The 15,819-nt window shown below is 70.3% G+C and carries 15 protein-coding genes; 4 read left to right on the forward strand and 11 right to left on the reverse strand.

Annotation, left to right across the window (positions count from 1 at the left end):
• Positions 1–47 precede the first annotated feature (47 nt).
• On the reverse strand, positions 48–1,220 hold the full coding sequence (alr, locus tag AC067M_RS07230) for an alanine racemase (RefSeq protein WP_478695968.1): 1,173 nt from the start codon (positions 1,218–1,220) through the stop codon (positions 48–50).
• A 161-nt stretch (positions 1,221–1,381) separates the two neighbouring features.
• A complete protein-coding gene (locus tag AC067M_RS07235) occupies positions 1,382–2,815 on the reverse strand; it encodes an NAD(P)H-hydrate dehydratase (RefSeq protein ID WP_478695969.1) in 1,434 nt (477 codons plus the stop codon).
• Positions 2,816–2,983: 168 nt separating this feature from the next.
• Between AC067M_RS07235 and AC067M_RS07240 the strand changes: the two genes are divergently transcribed.
• Positions 2,984–4,150 (forward strand): hypothetical protein, encoded by a 1,167-nt coding sequence (locus AC067M_RS07240; protein ID WP_478695970.1) that lies wholly within the window; start codon positions 2,984–2,986, stop codon positions 4,148–4,150.
• 37 nt (positions 4,151–4,187) lie between these two features.
• Here the strand turns inward: AC067M_RS07240 and AC067M_RS07245 are convergent, their stop codons facing one another.
• Both AC067M_RS07245 and glmS read right to left on the reverse strand, forming a co-directional pair.
• Entirely contained in the window at positions 4,188–4,559 is a 372-nt protein-coding gene (locus AC067M_RS07245; protein WP_478695971.1) for a holo-ACP synthase, read from the reverse strand.
• A gap of 133 nt (positions 4,560–4,692) precedes the next feature.
• Entirely contained in the window at positions 4,693–6,540 is a 1,848-nt protein-coding gene (gene glmS / locus AC067M_RS07250) for a glutamine--fructose-6-phosphate transaminase (isomerizing) (protein WP_478695972.1), read from the reverse strand.
• A 154-nt stretch (positions 6,541–6,694) separates the two neighbouring features.
• On the opposite strand from glmS, the gene coaA reads away from it, so the two are divergent.
• Both coaA and AC067M_RS07260 read left to right on the forward strand, forming a co-directional pair.
• Positions 6,695–7,684 (forward strand): type I pantothenate kinase, encoded by a 990-nt coding sequence (coaA, locus tag AC067M_RS07255; protein ID WP_478695973.1) that lies wholly within the window; start codon positions 6,695–6,697, stop codon positions 7,682–7,684.
• A gap of 23 nt (positions 7,685–7,707) precedes the next feature.
• Positions 7,708–8,640: a DUF389 domain-containing protein gene (locus tag AC067M_RS07260; protein ID WP_478695974.1), complete on the forward strand. Its 933-nt coding sequence runs from the start codon at positions 7,708–7,710 to the stop codon at positions 8,638–8,640.
• A 92-nt stretch (positions 8,641–8,732) separates the two neighbouring features.
• Here the strand turns inward: AC067M_RS07260 and glmM are convergent, their stop codons facing one another.
• The 4 genes from glmM to AC067M_RS07280 all read right to left on the reverse strand — a co-directional run bounded on the left by glmM (position 8,733) and on the right by AC067M_RS07280 (position 12,742).
• The gene (gene glmM / locus AC067M_RS07265) at positions 8,733–10,091 is read right to left on the reverse strand and encodes a phosphoglucosamine mutase (RefSeq protein WP_478695975.1); all 1,359 of its coding nucleotides are present in this window, start codon (positions 10,089–10,091) and stop codon (positions 8,733–8,735) included.
• Positions 10,092–10,306: 215 nt separating this feature from the next.
• Positions 10,307–10,828: a 30S ribosomal protein S9 gene (gene rpsI / locus AC067M_RS07270; protein WP_478695976.1), complete on the reverse strand. Its 522-nt coding sequence runs from the start codon at positions 10,826–10,828 to the stop codon at positions 10,307–10,309.
• Positions 10,829–10,870: 42 nt separating this feature from the next.
• Entirely contained in the window at positions 10,871–11,314 is a 444-nt protein-coding gene (rplM, locus tag AC067M_RS07275) for a 50S ribosomal protein L13 (protein ID WP_478695977.1), read from the reverse strand.
• 204 nt (positions 11,315–11,518) lie between these two features.
• Complete coding sequence (locus tag AC067M_RS07280; RefSeq protein ID WP_478695978.1) at positions 11,519–12,742, reverse strand: glycosyltransferase family 87 protein; 1,224 nt, start codon at positions 12,740–12,742, stop codon at positions 11,519–11,521.
• A 74-nt stretch (positions 12,743–12,816) separates the two neighbouring features.
• Between AC067M_RS07280 and AC067M_RS07285 the strand changes: the two genes are divergently transcribed.
• Entirely contained in the window at positions 12,817–13,692 is an 876-nt protein-coding gene (locus AC067M_RS07285; protein ID WP_478695979.1) for a hypothetical protein, read from the forward strand.
• A 21-nt stretch (positions 13,693–13,713) separates the two neighbouring features.
• Here the strand turns inward: AC067M_RS07285 and truA are convergent, their stop codons facing one another.
• The 3 genes from truA to AC067M_RS07300 all read right to left on the reverse strand — a co-directional run.
• Positions 13,714–14,571, reverse strand: coding sequence for a tRNA pseudouridine(38-40) synthase TruA (gene truA / locus AC067M_RS07290; protein ID WP_478695980.1), 858 nt, complete (start codon positions 14,569–14,571; stop codon positions 13,714–13,716).
• A 140-nt stretch (positions 14,572–14,711) separates the two neighbouring features.
• Positions 14,712–15,209, reverse strand: a complete 498-nt coding sequence (gene rplQ / locus AC067M_RS07295) for a 50S ribosomal protein L17 (RefSeq protein ID WP_478695981.1) — start codon at positions 15,207–15,209, stop codon at positions 14,712–14,714.
• Positions 15,210–15,327: 118 nt separating this feature from the next.
• Positions 15,328–15,819: DNA-directed RNA polymerase subunit alpha C-terminal domain-containing protein (locus AC067M_RS07300; protein ID WP_350895554.1), on the reverse strand; the 492-nt coding region annotated here is incomplete at its 5' end.

Consider the following 15,819-nt stretch of genomic DNA (forward strand, 5'->3'; position numbering starts at 1 on the left):
CTTATTCACATGGCCGCATCCGTGCGGCCGCACACATGTGGACGCATTCAGGTGGCCACATTGACGTAGACGCGGGGAACGCGTGTTCCGATCCGGGTGACGATCTCATACGCGATGGTGCCCGCCGCCTGCGCCCAGTCCTCGGCGGTGGGCTCACCGCGGTCGCCGGGCCCGAACAGGACCGCCTCCGAGCCGACTTCGGGCTCGTCGCCGCCGAGGTCGACGACGAACTGGTCCATCGCTACGCGCCCGGCGACGGTACGCCATTTACCGCCGACCAGGACCGGTCCGGCCCCCGAGGCGTGCCGCGGGACGCCGTCCGCGTAGCCGACGGGGACGAGACCGAGGGTGGTGGCACCCGGAGTGACGTAGTGGTGGCCGTAGCTGACGCCATGTCCGCCGGGGACGTGCTTCACCAGCGCGACGGACGCCGACAGCGTCATCACGGGACGCAGCCCGAAGTCGGCGGGCGCGCCGAGCTCGGGGCTGGGCGAGATGCCGTAGAGGGCGATCCCGGTGCGGACGAGGTCGAAGTGGGTCTCGGGGAGCGTGAGCGTGGCCGGCGAGTTGGCGATGTGCCGCACCTCGGGGCGTACGCCCTGCTGTTCGGCGTACGCCACCATTTTCCGGAAGAGGCTGACCTGGGCCTCGATGGAGGGATGCCCGGGCTCGTCGGCACAGGCGAGGTGCGACCACAGCCCGGTGACCCGGACGAGCCCCTCGGCCTCGGCGCGCAGGGCCTCGCCGACCAGTTCGGCCCAGTCCGCCCCCGGCTGGCAGCCGTTGCGCCCGAGCCCGGTGTCGGCCTTGAGCTGGATCCGGGCAGGCCGTCCGGCCGACCGCGCCGCCTCCCGCACCTCGGCCAGGGCCCACATCCCGCTCACCGAGACGTCGAGATCGGCCTCGATCGCCTCCCGCCAGGGCCCGCCGGGCGTCCACAGCCAGCACAGGATCCGCACCTCGGCCGGCACCCCGGCGCGTTCACGCAGCGCGAGGGCCTCCTCCGGCGTGGCCGTACCGAGCCAGGTCGCGCCCGCCTCCACGGCCGCCCGCGCACACGGGATCGCGCCGTGGCCGTACCCGTCGGACTTGACCACGGCCATGAGCTCCGCGCCCGACGCCAGCGCGCGCAGGGCCCTCACATTGGCCCGCAACGCGGCCAGATCGATCTCGGCACGGGCTCGCAGGGGCGCCGTCGGCACAGGTGCTGTCTCATTCATGGCGCACCCAGTGTCTCAGAGCCACCGGACAGCCCACGGCAACCAACATCATCCAGCCCGTCCGGCGGTTGGGGAACGAGGCCCGTCGGGCCGAAGCGGGGGCCGGGTCCGGGGCGCCGCCCGCGGGACGGGACGGGTGAGGGCGGCGGGAGCGAGAACCCTCACGACACGACGTCCCGCCAGGCCCGCCCCACCGCCTCAGCCACATCATGCGCCCCCACCGGCGCCCCCTCCGCCGCAAACCGCCCCGCCAGCCCGTGCAGATAAGCCCCCACACTCCCCGCATCCACCGCCGACAATCCCGCCGCCAACAGGGACCCCGCCAGCCCCGACAGCACATCCCCACTCCCTGCGGTCGCCAGCCACCCGGTCCCTGTGGCATTCACCCGCACCACACCCGCACCCCCCGCCCCAGCGACCAACGTCGTCGATCCCTTCAACAACACCGTCGCCCCATACCGCCCCGCCAACTCCCGCACCGCGGCCAGCCGCGCCCCCTCGACCTCCTCGCGCGCGACCCCCAACAACGCGGCCGCCTCCCCCGCATGCGGAGTCATCAACGTCGGCGCCCCGCGCCCCCGCACAGCCCCCACCTCCGCCAACCGCAACCCGTCCGCGTCGATCAGCACCGGCACCTCCGCCTCCAGCACCTCCGCCACGGTCGCCGCGTCGTCCCCGGCCCCCGGCCCGACGACCCACGCCTGCACCCGCCCCGCCCTCCGCGGTCCCTGGTCCGACACGAGCGTCTCCGGGAACCGGGCGATCACAGCGTTCCCCGCAGGGCCCACGTACCGCACGGCCCCCGCCCCGCCCCGCAGCGCCCCCGCCACCGCGAGCACGGCCGCCCCGGGATAGCGCGCGGACCCGGCCGCGATTCCCACCACACCCCGCCGGTACTTGTCGCTCTCGGCGGCGGGCCTGGGCAGCAACCGCGCCACATCGGCGTGCTGCAGGGCCTCCAATTCAGCCTGCGCGGGCAGTTCCAGCCCGATGTCGACCAACCGCACCGCCCCGGCGTACTCCCGCGCCGGGTCGACGAGCAACCCCGGCTTGTGCGTACCGAACGTGACCGTCAGATCCGCCCGCACGGCGGCGCCGTGCACCTCGCCCGTGTCCACGTCCACGCCACTCGGCAGGTCCACGGCGACGACCGCGGCCCGCGATCGCTGCGCCGCGGCCGCCAGCGGCACCGCGTCCGGCCGCAGACCGCCCTTGCCGCCGATCCCGACGATGCCGTCCAGCACCAGATCGGCCCGCTCGATCAGCGCGTCCGCGGCGCTGGGTGGGACCGTGCGCCCACCCGCCCTCCGCAACGCCGCCAGACCCCCCGCATGGGTCCGCTCGGGCGCCAGCAGCACCGCCGTGACCCCCGCGCCACGCCGGGCGAGCCGGGCTCCGGCGTACAGGGTGTCGCCGCCGTTGTCACCGCTGCCGACCAGCAGGACGACACGGCTGCCGTACACCCGGCCCAGCAAGTCGGCGCAGGCGGCGGCCAGTCCGGCCACCGCCCGCTGCATCAACGCCCCTTCCGGAAGCCTCGCCATCAGCTCCCGCTCCGCCGTCCTGACCGTCTCCACGCTGTACGCACTACGCATGCGGTCGAGTCTTCCCCGTCCCCGACGAAACTTCCCCGTCCGGGCCCACCGCGCCGCACCCATTGACGCTTTGCCACCCCTTTGCCAAACTCGCGACCCCCACAGGATGAATCGATTCAGTCGAACGCGGGCCCTTTCGATTCGACGACAGGACGGACGGTACGGACCATGGGACGCAGAGCCGCGCTCTTCTGCCGCATCACCACAGCCGCCGCCACCCTCGCCACCGCTGCCGCCGCCTTGACGGCCCCCGCCACCGCGGCCCCCTCCCCGGCCCCGGCCGCCGCCTGCGGCGAAGGCACCTACCAGGCCGAAGCCGTCCTCAACGGCAGCACCTGGACCGCCCGGCGCGGCAGCGGCACCGTCTACACCGGCACCGACCTGCGCGCCGCGGTCCAGGCGGCCGTGAACAGCCTCACCGCCGGCCGCACGGCCAAGGAACGCGTCGTGGTCCGCGGCTCCGGCTCCGTCTCCGCCGGCTCACGCATCTCACTCCCCAGCTATACGACCCTCGACGTCTGCGGCACCATCAACGTCACCGGTACGGGATCCGGTGACCAGGCCCCGATCTACTCCCGCGGCACCCGGGACATCGAGGTCCAGCACCTCAACCTGACCGGCACCCCGCTGTACGGCGTCTTCCTGCGCAACGTCCAGAACGTGGTCCTCGGCCGGCTCGACATGCGCCTCTCCCGCGGCCTCGGCGTACGCATCGACAACCGCGGCGACACCAGCCAGTGGACGCGGAACGTCCGCATCGACACCGTGTACGTCTCCGGCGCGTCCAGCCACGCGGTCGAGACGTACGGCGTCGACGGGCTCACCCTCGGCACGGTCACCGCCCGTAACGTGGGCGAGTCGGGGCTGCTGCTCAACCAGACCATCAACGCCACCGTCACGAAGGTGGACGCGGAGAACGCGGGCACCGGCACCGGCTACGCCGCCTTCCGCATGGCCAACCGCAACGGCCGCGTGGGCAGCGGCTACCCCGCCAACATCCGTGTCGGCGAGGTCGTCGCGCGCGGCGGCGGACGCGGCGTTTTCTGCGTCTCGGAGAGCGGCGGCGCTGTCATCGACAAGGTGACGCTGTCCCACACCGGCAACAACGCGATCCTGATCGAGAACTGCTACAACGTGACCCTCGCCGCTCAGAACGGCACCGTCACAGGCGGCGGCGAGATCCGCCTCGCGGCCCGCTCCGAGTTCCCGAACAACAAGGACATCACCGTCCAGAACCTGACGGTCACCAACTCGGCCATCAGGGAAAGCCCGTGCGGCGAGAACACGACGTTCCGCAACATCACCCGGGTCAACACGAGCCAGAACATCTGCTGAGGCGAGCCGGACGGGGTGGGGCCGGGCAAGACCGGCCTCACCCTTCCGCGATCACGACCGCCGAGGCCACCCCCGCGTCATGGCTCAACGACACATGCCACGACATCACCCCCAGCTCCGCCGCCCGAGCCGCCACCGTCCCGGTCACCCGCAACCGGGGCCGCCCGCTGTCCTCGACGTACACCTCGGCGTCCGTCCACAGCAGCCCGGGCGGGGCCCCGAGCGCCTTGGCGAGAGCCTCCTTGGCGGCAAACCGCACGGCGAGCGAGGCGACGCCCCGACGCTCCCCGCTCGGCAACAACAACTCCTTCTCACAGAACAGCCGCTTCAACAGCCCAGGCGTACGCTCCAACGACGCCGCGAACCGCTCGATCTCGGCTACGTCGATGCCGACCCCGATGATGCTCATGTGGTGCACCTTAGGTCCTGCCCAGCCTGCGAAGTGACCGTCGGGGCCGCCCGCTTCGCTGCCGGTGTCGCGCTTGCGCGCCCCAGTTCCTCGGCACCTCAACGCCTCAGCCCCTCGGCCCCTCCCCCTCAACTCACTCCACTGTCACCGACTTCGCCAGGTTCCGAGGCTGATCCACCTCGTTCCCCCGGGCCGTAGCCAGCTCACACGCGAACACCTGCAACGGCACCGTCGCCACCAGTGGCTGGAGCAGCGTCGGGGTGGCCGGGATCCAGATCAGGTGGTCGGCGTAGGGGACGACCGCCTCGTCGCCCTCCTCCGCGATCACGATCGTCCGCGCGCCCCTCGCCCGGATCTCCTGGATGTTGGACACGATCTTGTCGTGCAGGACGGACCGGCCTCGCGGCGACGGAACGACCACCACCACCGGCAGGTCCTCCTCGATCAGCGCGATCGGCCCGTGCTTCAGCTCGCCCGCCGAGAAGCCCTCGGCGTGCATGTACGCCAGCTCCTTCAGCTTCAGCGCGCCCTCCAGCGCCACCGGGTAGCCCACGTGCCGCCCCAGGAACAGCACCGTGTTCTTGCGAGCGAGCGTCCGCGCCAGTTCCCGTACCGGCTCCATCGTCTCCAGGACCCGCTCCACCTCACCGGAGATGTGCGCCAGGTCCCGGATCACGGCCGAGATCTCGTCGCCCCACTTGGTACCGCGCACCTGGCCGAGATACAGCGCGACGAGGTAGCAGGCGACCAGCTGGGTGAGGAACGCCTTGGTGGAGGCGACCGCGACCTCCGGGCCCGCGTGCGTGTAAAGCACCGCGTCCGACTCGCGTGGGATGGTCGAGCCGTTGGTGTTGCAGATCGCCAGCACCTTGGAGCCCTGCTCCCGGGCGTGCCGCAGCGCCATCAGCGTGTCCATGGTCTCGCCGGACTGCGAGATGGCGATGACCAGCGTGCGCGGGTCGAGGATCGGGTCCCGGTACCGGAACTCGCTCGCCAGTTCCACCTCGCACGGGATACGGGTCCAGTGCTCGATGGCGTACTTGGCGATCAGCCCGGCGTGGAAGGCCGTACCGCAGGCGATGATGACGATCTTGTCGACCTCGCGCAGCACCCCCGTAGGGATCCGCACCTCGTCCAGCGTCAGCGAACCGGACGCGTCGATGCGCCCCAGCAACGTGTCGGCGACCGCCTTCGGCTGCTCGGCGATCTCCTTGAGCATGAAGTAGTCGTAACCCCCCTTCTCCGCGGCCGACGCGTCCCAGTCGACGTGGTAGGAGCGCACCTCAGCCGGACGGCCGTCGAAGCCGGTGACGGTCACCCCGTCCCGGCGCAGCTCCACCACCTGGTCCTGGCCCAGCTCGATGGCCGACCGCGTGTGGGCGATGAACGCGGCGACGTCCGAGGCGAGAAACGCCTCGCCCTGTCCGACGCCCACCACCAGCGGCGAGTTCCGCCGCGCCCCCACGACCACGTCCGGATCGTCGGCATGCACCGCGACCAACGTGAACGCGCCCTCCAGGCGCCGGCAGACCAGCCGCATCGCCTCCGCCAGGTCGGCGCAGGAGGAGTACTCCTCGGCGAGCAGATGCGCGACGACCTCGGTGTCCGTCTCGGAGGTCAGGTCGTGCCCACGCTCCGTCAGCTCCGCCCGCAGCACGGCGAAGTTCTCGATGATGCCGTTGTGCACCACGGCGACGCGCCCCGCGTTGTCGAGGTGCGGGTGGGCGTTGGCGTCGGTCGGCCCGCCGTGCGTGGCCCACCGGGTGTGCCCGATGCCCGTGGCCCCCGTCGGCAGGGGCCGGTCCACCAGCTCCTTCTCCAGGTTGACCAGTTTCCCGGCCCTCTTCGCGGCGGCCAGCCCGCCGTCCGCCAACACGGCGACGCCCGCCGAGTCGTACCCCCGGTACTCCAGACGCTTCAGCCCGGCCATCACGACTTCGAGGGCCGACTGTGGCCCCACGTATCCCACGATTCCGCACATGAGCCGCAGCCTACGGGCCGAAGCCCGGCATTTTCCGGCACCGCGTGCCCGAATTCGGAAATTTTCAGCCCCGAACGACCACGAAAACCCACTACAACGCCGAGCGTGACGGAGCCCACCCGCCATCGCCTTCAAACTCCGTTAACAATGGACTGTGATCTCTCCGGTCTCCTCGATACCCCGGAGCGCCCACCGGCAGAAGCCGGAGGCGACTCCCTACGTCGACCTCACCCGCGCCGAGTGGAGCGCGCTGCGTGACAAGACGCCGCTGCCGCTCACCGCGGAGGAGGTCGAGAAGCTGCGCGGCCTCGGTGACGTCATCGACCTCGACGAGGTGCGGGACATCTACCTCCCGCTCTCCCGCCTCCTCAACCTCTACGTCGGCGCCACGGACGGCCTCAGAGGCGCCCTCAACACCTTCCTCGGCGAACAGGGCTCCCAGTCGGGCACGCCCTTCGTCATAGGGGTCGCCGGTTCGGTCGCAGTCGGCAAGTCCACCGTCGCCCGACTCCTGCAGGCCCTGCTCTCCCGCTGGCCCGAGCACCCACGCGTGGAACTGGTCACCACGGACGGTTTCCTGCTCCCCACCAGAGAGCTGGAGGCCCGCGGCCTGATGTCGCGGAAAGGTTTCCCCGAGTCCTACGACCGCCGCGCCCTCACCCGCTTCGTCGCCGACATCAAGGCCGGCAAGGACGAGGTGACGGCCCCCGTCTACTCGCACCTCATCTACGACATCGTCCCCGACCAGCGCCTCACGGTCCGCCGCCCCGACATCCTCATCGTCGAGGGCCTGAACGTCCTCCAGCCGGCCCTCCCCGGCAGCGACGGCCGCACCCGCGTCGGCCTCGCCGACTACTTCGACTTCAGCGTGTACGTCGACGCGAGCACCGAGGACATCGAGCACTGGTACCTCAGCCGGTTCCGCAAACTGCGCGCGACCGCCTTCCAGAACCCGAACTCGTACTTCCGCAAGTACACCCAGGTCTCCGAGGAGGAGGCCCTCGACTACGCCCGCACGCTGTGGCGCACCATCAACAAGCCCAACCTGGTGGAGAACATCGCCCCCACCCGCGGCCGGGCCACCCTGGTCGTGCGCAAGGGCCAGGACCACAAGGTGCAGCGCCTGCGGCTGCGGAAGCTGTGACGGCGACCTGTTAGATAGGCGTCATGCTGCATCTGCGCCTGATCACGCCGTCCGACAAGACCGACGACGTGGTTCGTCTGATCGAGACGACGGTCGGCACCACGCATGTCGTCGTGCTGCCGGGCGCCGCCCGCAACCCGGCGGGGGACGTCGTCATGTGCGACGTCGCCCGCGAGGCGGGAGACGAACTCCTCAGCGCCCTTCAGGAGTTGGGCCTCGAAAAAAGCGGCTCCATCGCTGTCGAGAACATCGACCTGTCGCTGTCCATGCGGGCCGACAAGGCCGAGGCGGAGGCTCCCGGCGAAGGCGCGGACGCGGTCCTGTGGGAGCACCTGACCGACGCCACACACGAGGAGTCGACCCTCTCCGTCACCTACCTCGCCTTCATCACACTGGCCACGATGATCGCGGCCTGCGGTGTGGTGCTGGACAACGCGGTCCTGATCGTCGGCGCGATGGCCGTGGGCCCGGAGTTCGGCCCGCTCGCCGGCATCTCCACCTCGATCGTGCAGCGCGCCCCCCGCCTGGCCCTGCGCTCCCTGATCGCACTTCTGGTGGGCTTCGCCGTCGCCATGGCGGTGACCGTGGGCTTCAGCCTCTTCATGGACGCCCTCGACCTGTTCAGCAAAGCCCAGCTGGAGGCCGACCGCCCCCAGACCGGCTTCGTCTACGCCCCCGACGCCTTCTCGTTCATCGTCGCCGTCCTCGCCGGCGTCGCGGGCACCCTCTCCCTGACCTCCGCCAAGTCCGGCGCCCTCGTAGGCGTGGCCATCTCGGTGACGACGGTCCCCGCAGCCGCCAACGCGGCAGTGGCTCTCAGCTTCGGCGACACGAAACAAACCTGGGGCTCAACAGAACAACTCCTCCTGAACCTCCTGGGCATCATCCTGGCGGGAACGATGACCCTGCTGGCCCAGAAATGGCTCTGGTCCCGTCAACGTGCGATCAAGCGGTAGAACAGCACCGCCAAGGGGCGCGGGGAACTGCGCGACCAGCCACGACGAATCCGCAGGCCGAAACGCACAGATCCCTCCACCCCAACCGGCTCTTAACCCAGCGCTGACTTCACCACATCCGCCAACCGCCCAGCCACGGACCGAGCCTGATCGATGTCCGCGGCCTCAACCATCACCCGCACCAACTGCTCAGTCCCCGAAGGCCGCAGCAACACCCGCCCGGTCGCCCCCAACTCCCGCTCCGCCTCACTGACGGCAGCAGCAAGCTCGGCCGAGTCCCCGACACGGGTCCTGTCCACGTCCGGCACATTGATCAGCACCTGCGGCAACCGCTCCATGACGGACGCCAGCTCCCGAAGCGTCCGTCCGGTCTGTGCGACCCGAGCCGCCAGCATGAGCCCGGTCAGCGTGCCGTCGCCGGTGGTCGCGTGATCCAGGATGATCACGTGCCCGGACTGCTCGCCGCCGAGGGCGTAGCCGTGCTCCTTCATCTCCTCCAGCACGTACCGGTCACCGACCGCCGTCTGGATGAGCCGCAGCCCCTCGCGCTCCAGCGCGAGCTTGAAGCCGAGGTTGGACATGACGGTCGCGACGACGGTGTCGGACCGCAGCACGGAACGCTCCCGCATGGCGAGGGCGAGCACCGCGAGGATCTGGTCCCCGTCGATCTCCTCACCCGTGTGGTCCACGGCGAGGCACCGGTCGGCGTCCCCGTCGTGCGCGATACCGAGATCCGCGCCCTGAGCGACGACGGCTTCCTTCAGCTTCTCCAGATGCGTCGACCCGCAGCCGTCGTTGATGTTGAGCCCGTTCGGCTCAGCGCCGATGGTGACGACCTCCGCGCCGGCCCGCGCGAACGCCTCCGGCGAGACCCGGGCGGCGGCGCCGTGCGCCTCGTCGAGGACGATCTTCAGCCCGTCGAGGCGGTTGGGGAGTACGGCGATGAGGTGGGCGACGTACCGGTCGAAGCCCTCGCTGTAGGTCCGTACGCGTCCGACGCCCGAGCCGGTCGGCCGGTCCCAGGGCGCGCCCGTGCGGTGCTCGTCGTAGACGGACTCGATCCGGCCCTCGAGCTCGTCGGCGAGTTTGTGGCCGCCGCGGGCGAAGAACTTGATGCCGTTGTCGGGCATGGCGTTGTGGCTCGCGGAGAGCATCACGCCGAGGTCGGCACCGAGCACGCCGGTGAGGTAGGCGACGGCGGGTGTCGGCAGCACGCCGACGCGCAGGACGTCCACGCCGGCGCTGGCGAGACCGGCGACCACGGCGGCCTCCAGGAACTCCCCGGACGCTCGCGGGTCCCGTCCGACCACCGCGGTCGGCCTGTGGCCCTCGAAGGTGCCCGCCTCGGCCAGTACGTGCGCCGCCGCGACGGACAGACCGAGCGCCATCTCGGCCGTCAGATCCGCGTTGGCGACACCGCGCACGCCGTCCGTGCCGAAGAGTCGTCCCACGTGTCCTCCTGAGGAAGCGTCAGTGACGGAAGTCGTGTGCCGGTGCGGCCCACGCACGGGACTTCCGCGTACCAGGCCTACGATGCCTGATCATCCGATCGCACAAGCCTTTGAGCGTCTTGTGCCGTTATACGCCCGAAGGCTGTGATAAACGAACGCCCCGGCGGCACAGGCGTGCCGCCGGGGCGTTCGGAGTACGTGCAGGCAGCGAGCGATTAGCGCTTGCTGTACTGCGGGGCCTTGCGGGCCTTCTTCAGACCGGCCTTCTTGCGCTCGACCGCACGGTCGTCGCGCTTGAGGAAGCCGGCCTTCTTGAGCGGGCCGCGGTTGTTGTCGACGTCGGCCTCGTTCAGCGCACGGGCGACACCGAGACGGAGCGCACCGGCCTGACCGGAGACACCGCCACCGGCGATGCGGGCGACGACGTCGTAGCGGCCCTCGAGCTCGAGCACCTTGAAGGGCTCGTTGACTTCCTGCTGGTGCACCTTGTTCGGGAAGTAGTCCTCGAGGGTGCGACCGTTGATCTTCCACTTGCCGGAGCCCGGGACGATCCGGACGCGGGCGATGGCGTTCTTGCGACGGCCCAGGCCGGCGGCCGGCTGCGGGTCGCCGAAGCGGGAGGCCATGGACTCGGAGGTGTACTCGCCCTCGACGGGGACGTCCGACTCCGTGGTGTAGCTGTCAATGTCGACGAGCTCAGTCTCTTCGACCGGCTGCTCGGTGGTGGTCTCGGCCACGATTCTCCTCAGATTCTGTTCAGTCTTAGGGGGTGGCCGGACTTACTGCGCGACCTGGGTGATCTCGAACGGCACCGGCTGCTGCGCAGCGTGGGGGTGCTGGTCACCCTTGTAGACCTTCAGCTTCGAGAGCATCTGACGGCCCAGCGTGTTCTTGGGAAGCATGCCCTTGACGGCCTTCTCGATGGCCTTCTCGGGGTTCTTGTCGAGCAGCTCGTCGTAACGGACGGAGCGCAGACCACCCGGGTAGCCCGAGTGGCGGTACGCCATCTTCTGGGTCCGCTTGTTCCCGGAGAGGTGCACCTTGTCGGCGTTGATGATGATGACGAAGTCACCGGTGTCAACGTGGGGGGCGTAGATCGGCTTGTGCTTGCCGCGCAGGATGGAGGCGGCAGTGCTGGCGAGACGGCCCAGGACGATGTCCTGAGCGTCAATGACGTGCCACTGGCGCGTCACATCGCCGGGCTTGGGGCTGTACGTACGCACGGTTCGTAGCCTTCGCTTCTTCAGTGAATGGTCCTGACAGGTCACCGAAGACGATCACGACAGCCCAGACCGCACTGCGGTGACGCATACCGCGTGCTGGTCGCTGGTCATCGGCCCGGTGGACCGGTGTAAGGGCCCGTCCCGTGAGAATGAGCAAGCCAATACACAACGAACATGCAGGATACCCGTGTCGCCCCTGAGGGGTCAAAACGCGGGATCACTGCTGGTTCTCACCTTACCGGCCGCTTCTCCCTCCCGGCGCGGCGCGACGAACGCCCCGGCGCCCCGGGAGGGCCTGGCCCGGGCGCAGTGGCACATCACCGTCACCGCGAGAGCGCACAGCGTCACCGCGTCCTTGAAGGCCCGCCGTCGCCCCGGTTCCAGATACGGCCAGGTCAGGCCGGGTACCTGCGGCACCAGCGCGAGCCAGAACCAGGGACCGCGGGCGGCCGAGCCGACGTACGGCACTCCGGCGAGCAGCAGCGGCAGCACGACCAGGAGGTAGTGGTCGTACGACGGTCTTGAGACAAGGAACACGGAGAGCATCAGGGTCGTGGCGGTCTCGGCGAGGCGCAGCGGGCCCGGATCGGCGCGGCGCCAGCGCCGGTACGCGCAGACCGCCCCGGCCGCGCAGGCGAGCACGGCCAGGGCCTCGGCCAGAGGCACCGGCACCCCGAGCCGGGGCAGCACCGCGGCCGGGGACGCCTCGTAGAGCCGTACGAAGGCGTCGTCGCCGCGCAGCAGGAACGGCAGGGTGCGGGTGAGGAAGCCCGCCGGGTCGGGCAGCAGGAGCGCCGAGACGGCGGACGCACCCGTCGGCACCAGGACCAGCAGACCGAGCGCACGCCGACGGCGGGCGAAGACGAACAGCAGCGCGACCGGTGCCAGCAGCGGCTTCAGGGCCACCGCGGCGCCGATCACCGCCCCCGCCGCCGGCCACCCGCCCCGGCTCGCCAGGAGCAGACCCAGCGGCAGCGCGAGCGCCGCGGTCACGGTCCAGTTCCCGAGCAGGACCAGGTGCGCGAAGGGCGCGAAGCCGACCGCGAGCCCGGTCAGGCCCAGGGCGGCGAGGCGGCTGCGCAGCGGGACACCGTGCAGACGCAGGGCACAGGCCCAGCCCACGGCCACGCAGCCCGTGACCGCGAGCGGCACCAGCACCCGCAGCACGTCCTGCGGCAACAGCGCCTGCGGAACGGCGGCGAGCACCGCGCTCGGCAGATACAGGAAGTGCGGATCGTCGTACGGCGAACCCCCCGCCAGCCAGGTCCGGGCCGCCCGGACGACGATCGCGTTGTCCATCCCGCCGTCCGGGGTCGCCCGCGCCACATGAGCCGCCATCGCCCCCAGCACGGCCGCGAGCACCACCCACGACTGCCAGGGTGCCCGTCGCACCAACCACCCGGAGATGTCGTTTTTGCCCGTCCTCATTGACGGAACGCTAGGTGCTGCGAAGCCTGTCGGAGCGGAACAGCACACCCCATGTCCCGTCTAAGATGCGCCCCATGAGCTATGGGCAGGGGGGACCTCAGTCGCAGTGGGATCCCTGGAAACCGAATTCGCAGCAGCCGTGGAACGGCGGTAGCGGCGACTCTCCGGACTGGGCCGCTCTCGCTGAAGCGTCGGAGACACGTGCCAGGCGCCGTCGGCTGTTCTTCATCGGCGGCGGTGTGGTGGCCACGCTCGCCGTGGGCACGGCCGTGGCCATGGCCGTGGTGTCGGCGAGCGGCGGTGACGAGGCGAACAAGCCGACGTCCTCGCTGCCCGCGGCCTCGGACCTTCCGAGCGAGTCCGCCTCGGCACCGTCGTTCGCGCCGACCAGCGCCCCTCCCCCGCTGGACCCGAAGGAGTTCGTCTCCGACAAGGGCAAGGACACGGCCTCGAACAGCCCGGACATCCTCTTCCCGGGCACGCAGCTCACCATGGGCTCGACCGTGTACAAGAAGGGTCCGAAGGGCGACACCACCGACTGCGCCTCGGCCGTCCAGGGCACGCTGCCCAAGGTCCTCAAGGACAACGGCTGCACCCGCCTGATGCGCGTCACCTACACCAAGGGCGGCGTCGCGGTGACGGTCGGCGTGGCCGTGTTCGACACCGAGGCCCAGGCCACCAAGGCCAAGGGGCAGGCCGACAGCAAGAGCATCGTGAAGTCGCTCACCGGCAAGGGCGTGGGCGCCTTCTGCGACGGCGCCGTCTGCCGCTCGACCACCAACGCCTACGGCCGCTACGCCTACTTCACCATCGCAGGCTTCACCAACGGCAAGGACGTGACCACGAAGGACACGGCCGTCTTCTCGGCCGGCGACGACCTCGCCGAGTTCACGTTCCGCCAGATCCGCAGGCGCGGCGAGGCCCAGGCGTCCGCGGCCGCCAACTCCTGACTGCCTCCGAGCGGGGCCGGGTCAGCAGCACCCGGCCCCGGGCAGCGTCCGCTTGTTGCGCGCCTCCTTGTTGCGCGCGGCCAGCAGCTCGTCCGCCGGGTAGCCGACCTCCTCCAGCGTCAGTCCGTGCGGCCGTACGACATGCACCGCCGAGTCCCGTACGCCGGCGGCCAGCACCTTCCCGGGCCACTCCGCCCCCCGGTGCCCGTCCCCCACGAACAGCAGCGCCCCGATGAGCGAGCGCACCATGTTGTGGCAGAAGGCGTCCGCCCGCACGGTGGCGGTGATGATCCCGTCCTCACCCTTGACCAGGCTCAGCTCCTGGAGCGTACGGATGGTGGTGGCCCCCTCCCGACGCTTGCAGTAGGCCGCGAAGTCGTGCTCCCCCAGCAGCCGCTGGGCGGCCTCGTTCATCGCGTCGACGTCGAGCGGCCAGTCGTGCCACAGCACATGATTCCGCAGCAGCGGATCCACGCCCCCGGGGTTGTCGGTGACCCGGTACGCGTACCGCCGCCAGACGGCCGAGAACCGTGCGTTGAAGCCGCTGGGCGCCTCCCGCAGCGCCCACACCCGCACATCCCGCGGCAGCCGCCCCGCGAGCCGCTTCAACAGCTTCTCGTGGTGCTCCCGCCAGACCCCCTCCGGCAGATCGACATGGGCAACCTGCCCCCGCGCGTGCACCCCGGCGTCGGTCCGCCCTGCCACGGTCAACTCGTACGTGGTGTCCCTCGACCGCGTAACGGTCCGCAGGGCATCCTCGATCTCCCCCTGCACGGTCCGCCGCCCCCCGGCCTGCTTGGCCCACCCGGAGAACTCGGTGCCGTCATAGGAAAGGTCGAGGCGGACGCGGACATGACCGGGTGCTACTTCATCACTCACGTGGAGATCCTCTCAGGAACACAAGAGCGGGCCCGCTCCTCGAAAGGAACGGGCCCGCAACGCCCTAAAGGGGCGCGGGGAACTGCGCGAACAACCACGGCGAAGCCGCAGCCGCCAACCGAACAGAACCCCGCAGATGCTTACGCGTCCTTGGACTCCTCGGCGGGAGCCTCGGCGGCGTCCTCGACCTCGGTCGCCTCGGCGGCCTTGGTCTCCTCGGCCTCCTTGACCGCACGCTTCGTCGCGGCCTCGGCCTCACCGGTCGCCTGCTGCGCCACCGTCAGCGCCTCGACCAGCTCGATGACAGCCATGGGCGCGTTGTCGCCACGGCGGTTACCGATCTTGGTGATGCGGGTGTAGCCACCCGGACGGTTCTCGTAGCGCGGGCCGATCTCGGTGAAGAGCGTGTGGACGACGCTCTTGTCCGTGATGACCTGGAGCACCTGACGGCGGTTGTGAAGGTCGCCCTTCTTCGCCTTGGTGACCAGACGCTCGGCGTACGGCCGCAGACGGCGGGCCTTCGCCTCGGTGGTGGTGATACGGCCGTGCTCGAAGAGGCTCTTCGCGAGGTTCGCGAGCAGCAGCTTCTCGTGCGCGGCACTGCCGCCCAGACGGGCACCCTTGGTGGGCTTCGGCATGGTGTTTCTCCTAGGTGTCTGCCCCGGCCGTATCAGGTACCGGGGTCAGTATCCGAGCAGGCGGTCGCCTGTCGGAGATCCGGGGCCCGCTGACGCGAACCCCGGAGGGTGGTGGAGATCAGTACTGCTCGGTCTCCACGAAACCCGCGTCCGCGTCGTCGTCGGCGCCGAAGGCGTCGGCAGCGGCCGTGGGGTCGAATCCGGGCGGGCTGTCCTTGAGGGCCAGGCCCATGCCGGCCAGCTTCGCCTTGACCTCGTCGATCGACTTCGCACCGAAGTTACGAATGTCGAGCAGGTCGGCCTCGGAGCGAGCCACGAGCTCACCCACGGAGTGGATGCCCTCACGCTTCAGGCAGTTGTACGACCGAACGGTGAGCTCCAGCTCCTCGATCGGCAGCGCCAGATCAGCGGCGAGCGCGGCGTCCGTCGGGGACGGACCCATGTCGATGCCCTCGGCGTCGATGTTGAGCTCACGGGCAAGCCCGAACAGCTCGACCAGGGTCTTACCAGCCGACGCCATGGCGTCACGCGGACGCATCGCCTGCTTGGTCTCGACGTCGACGATCAGCTTGTCGAAGTCGGTGCGCTGCTCGACACGAGTCGCCTCGAC

The sequence above is a fragment of the Streptomyces sp. NPDC043427 genome, from assembly GCF_056436655.1.

Excerpts from the sequence above, each read along its gene's own strand:
- alr (WP_478695968.1), bottom strand. The coding sequence starts at position 1,220 with ATGAATGAGACAGCACCTGTGCCGACGGCGCCCCTGCGAGCCCGTGCC.
- AC067M_RS07235 (WP_478695969.1), bottom strand. The coding sequence starts at position 2,815 with ATGCGTAGTGCGTACAGCGTGGAGACGGTCAGGACGGCGGAGCGGGAG.
- AC067M_RS07240 (WP_478695970.1), top strand. The coding sequence starts at position 2,984 with ATGGGACGCAGAGCCGCGCTCTTCTGCCGCATCACCACAGCCGCCGCC.
- AC067M_RS07245 (WP_478695971.1), bottom strand. The coding sequence starts at position 4,559 with ATGAGCATCATCGGGGTCGGCATCGACGTAGCCGAGATCGAGCGGTTC.
- glmS (WP_478695972.1), bottom strand. The coding sequence starts at position 6,540 with ATGTGCGGAATCGTGGGATACGTGGGGCCACAGTCGGCCCTCGAAGTC.
- AC067M_RS07260 (WP_478695974.1), top strand. The coding sequence starts at position 7,708 with ATGCTGCATCTGCGCCTGATCACGCCGTCCGACAAGACCGACGACGTG.
- AC067M_RS07280 (WP_478695978.1), bottom strand. The coding sequence starts at position 12,742 with ATGAGGACGGGCAAAAACGACATCTCCGGGTGGTTGGTGCGACGGGCA.
- AC067M_RS07285 (WP_478695979.1), top strand. The coding sequence starts at position 12,817 with ATGAGCTATGGGCAGGGGGGACCTCAGTCGCAGTGGGATCCCTGGAAA.
- rplQ (WP_478695981.1), bottom strand. The coding sequence starts at position 15,209 with ATGCCGAAGCCCACCAAGGGTGCCCGTCTGGGCGGCAGTGCCGCGCAC.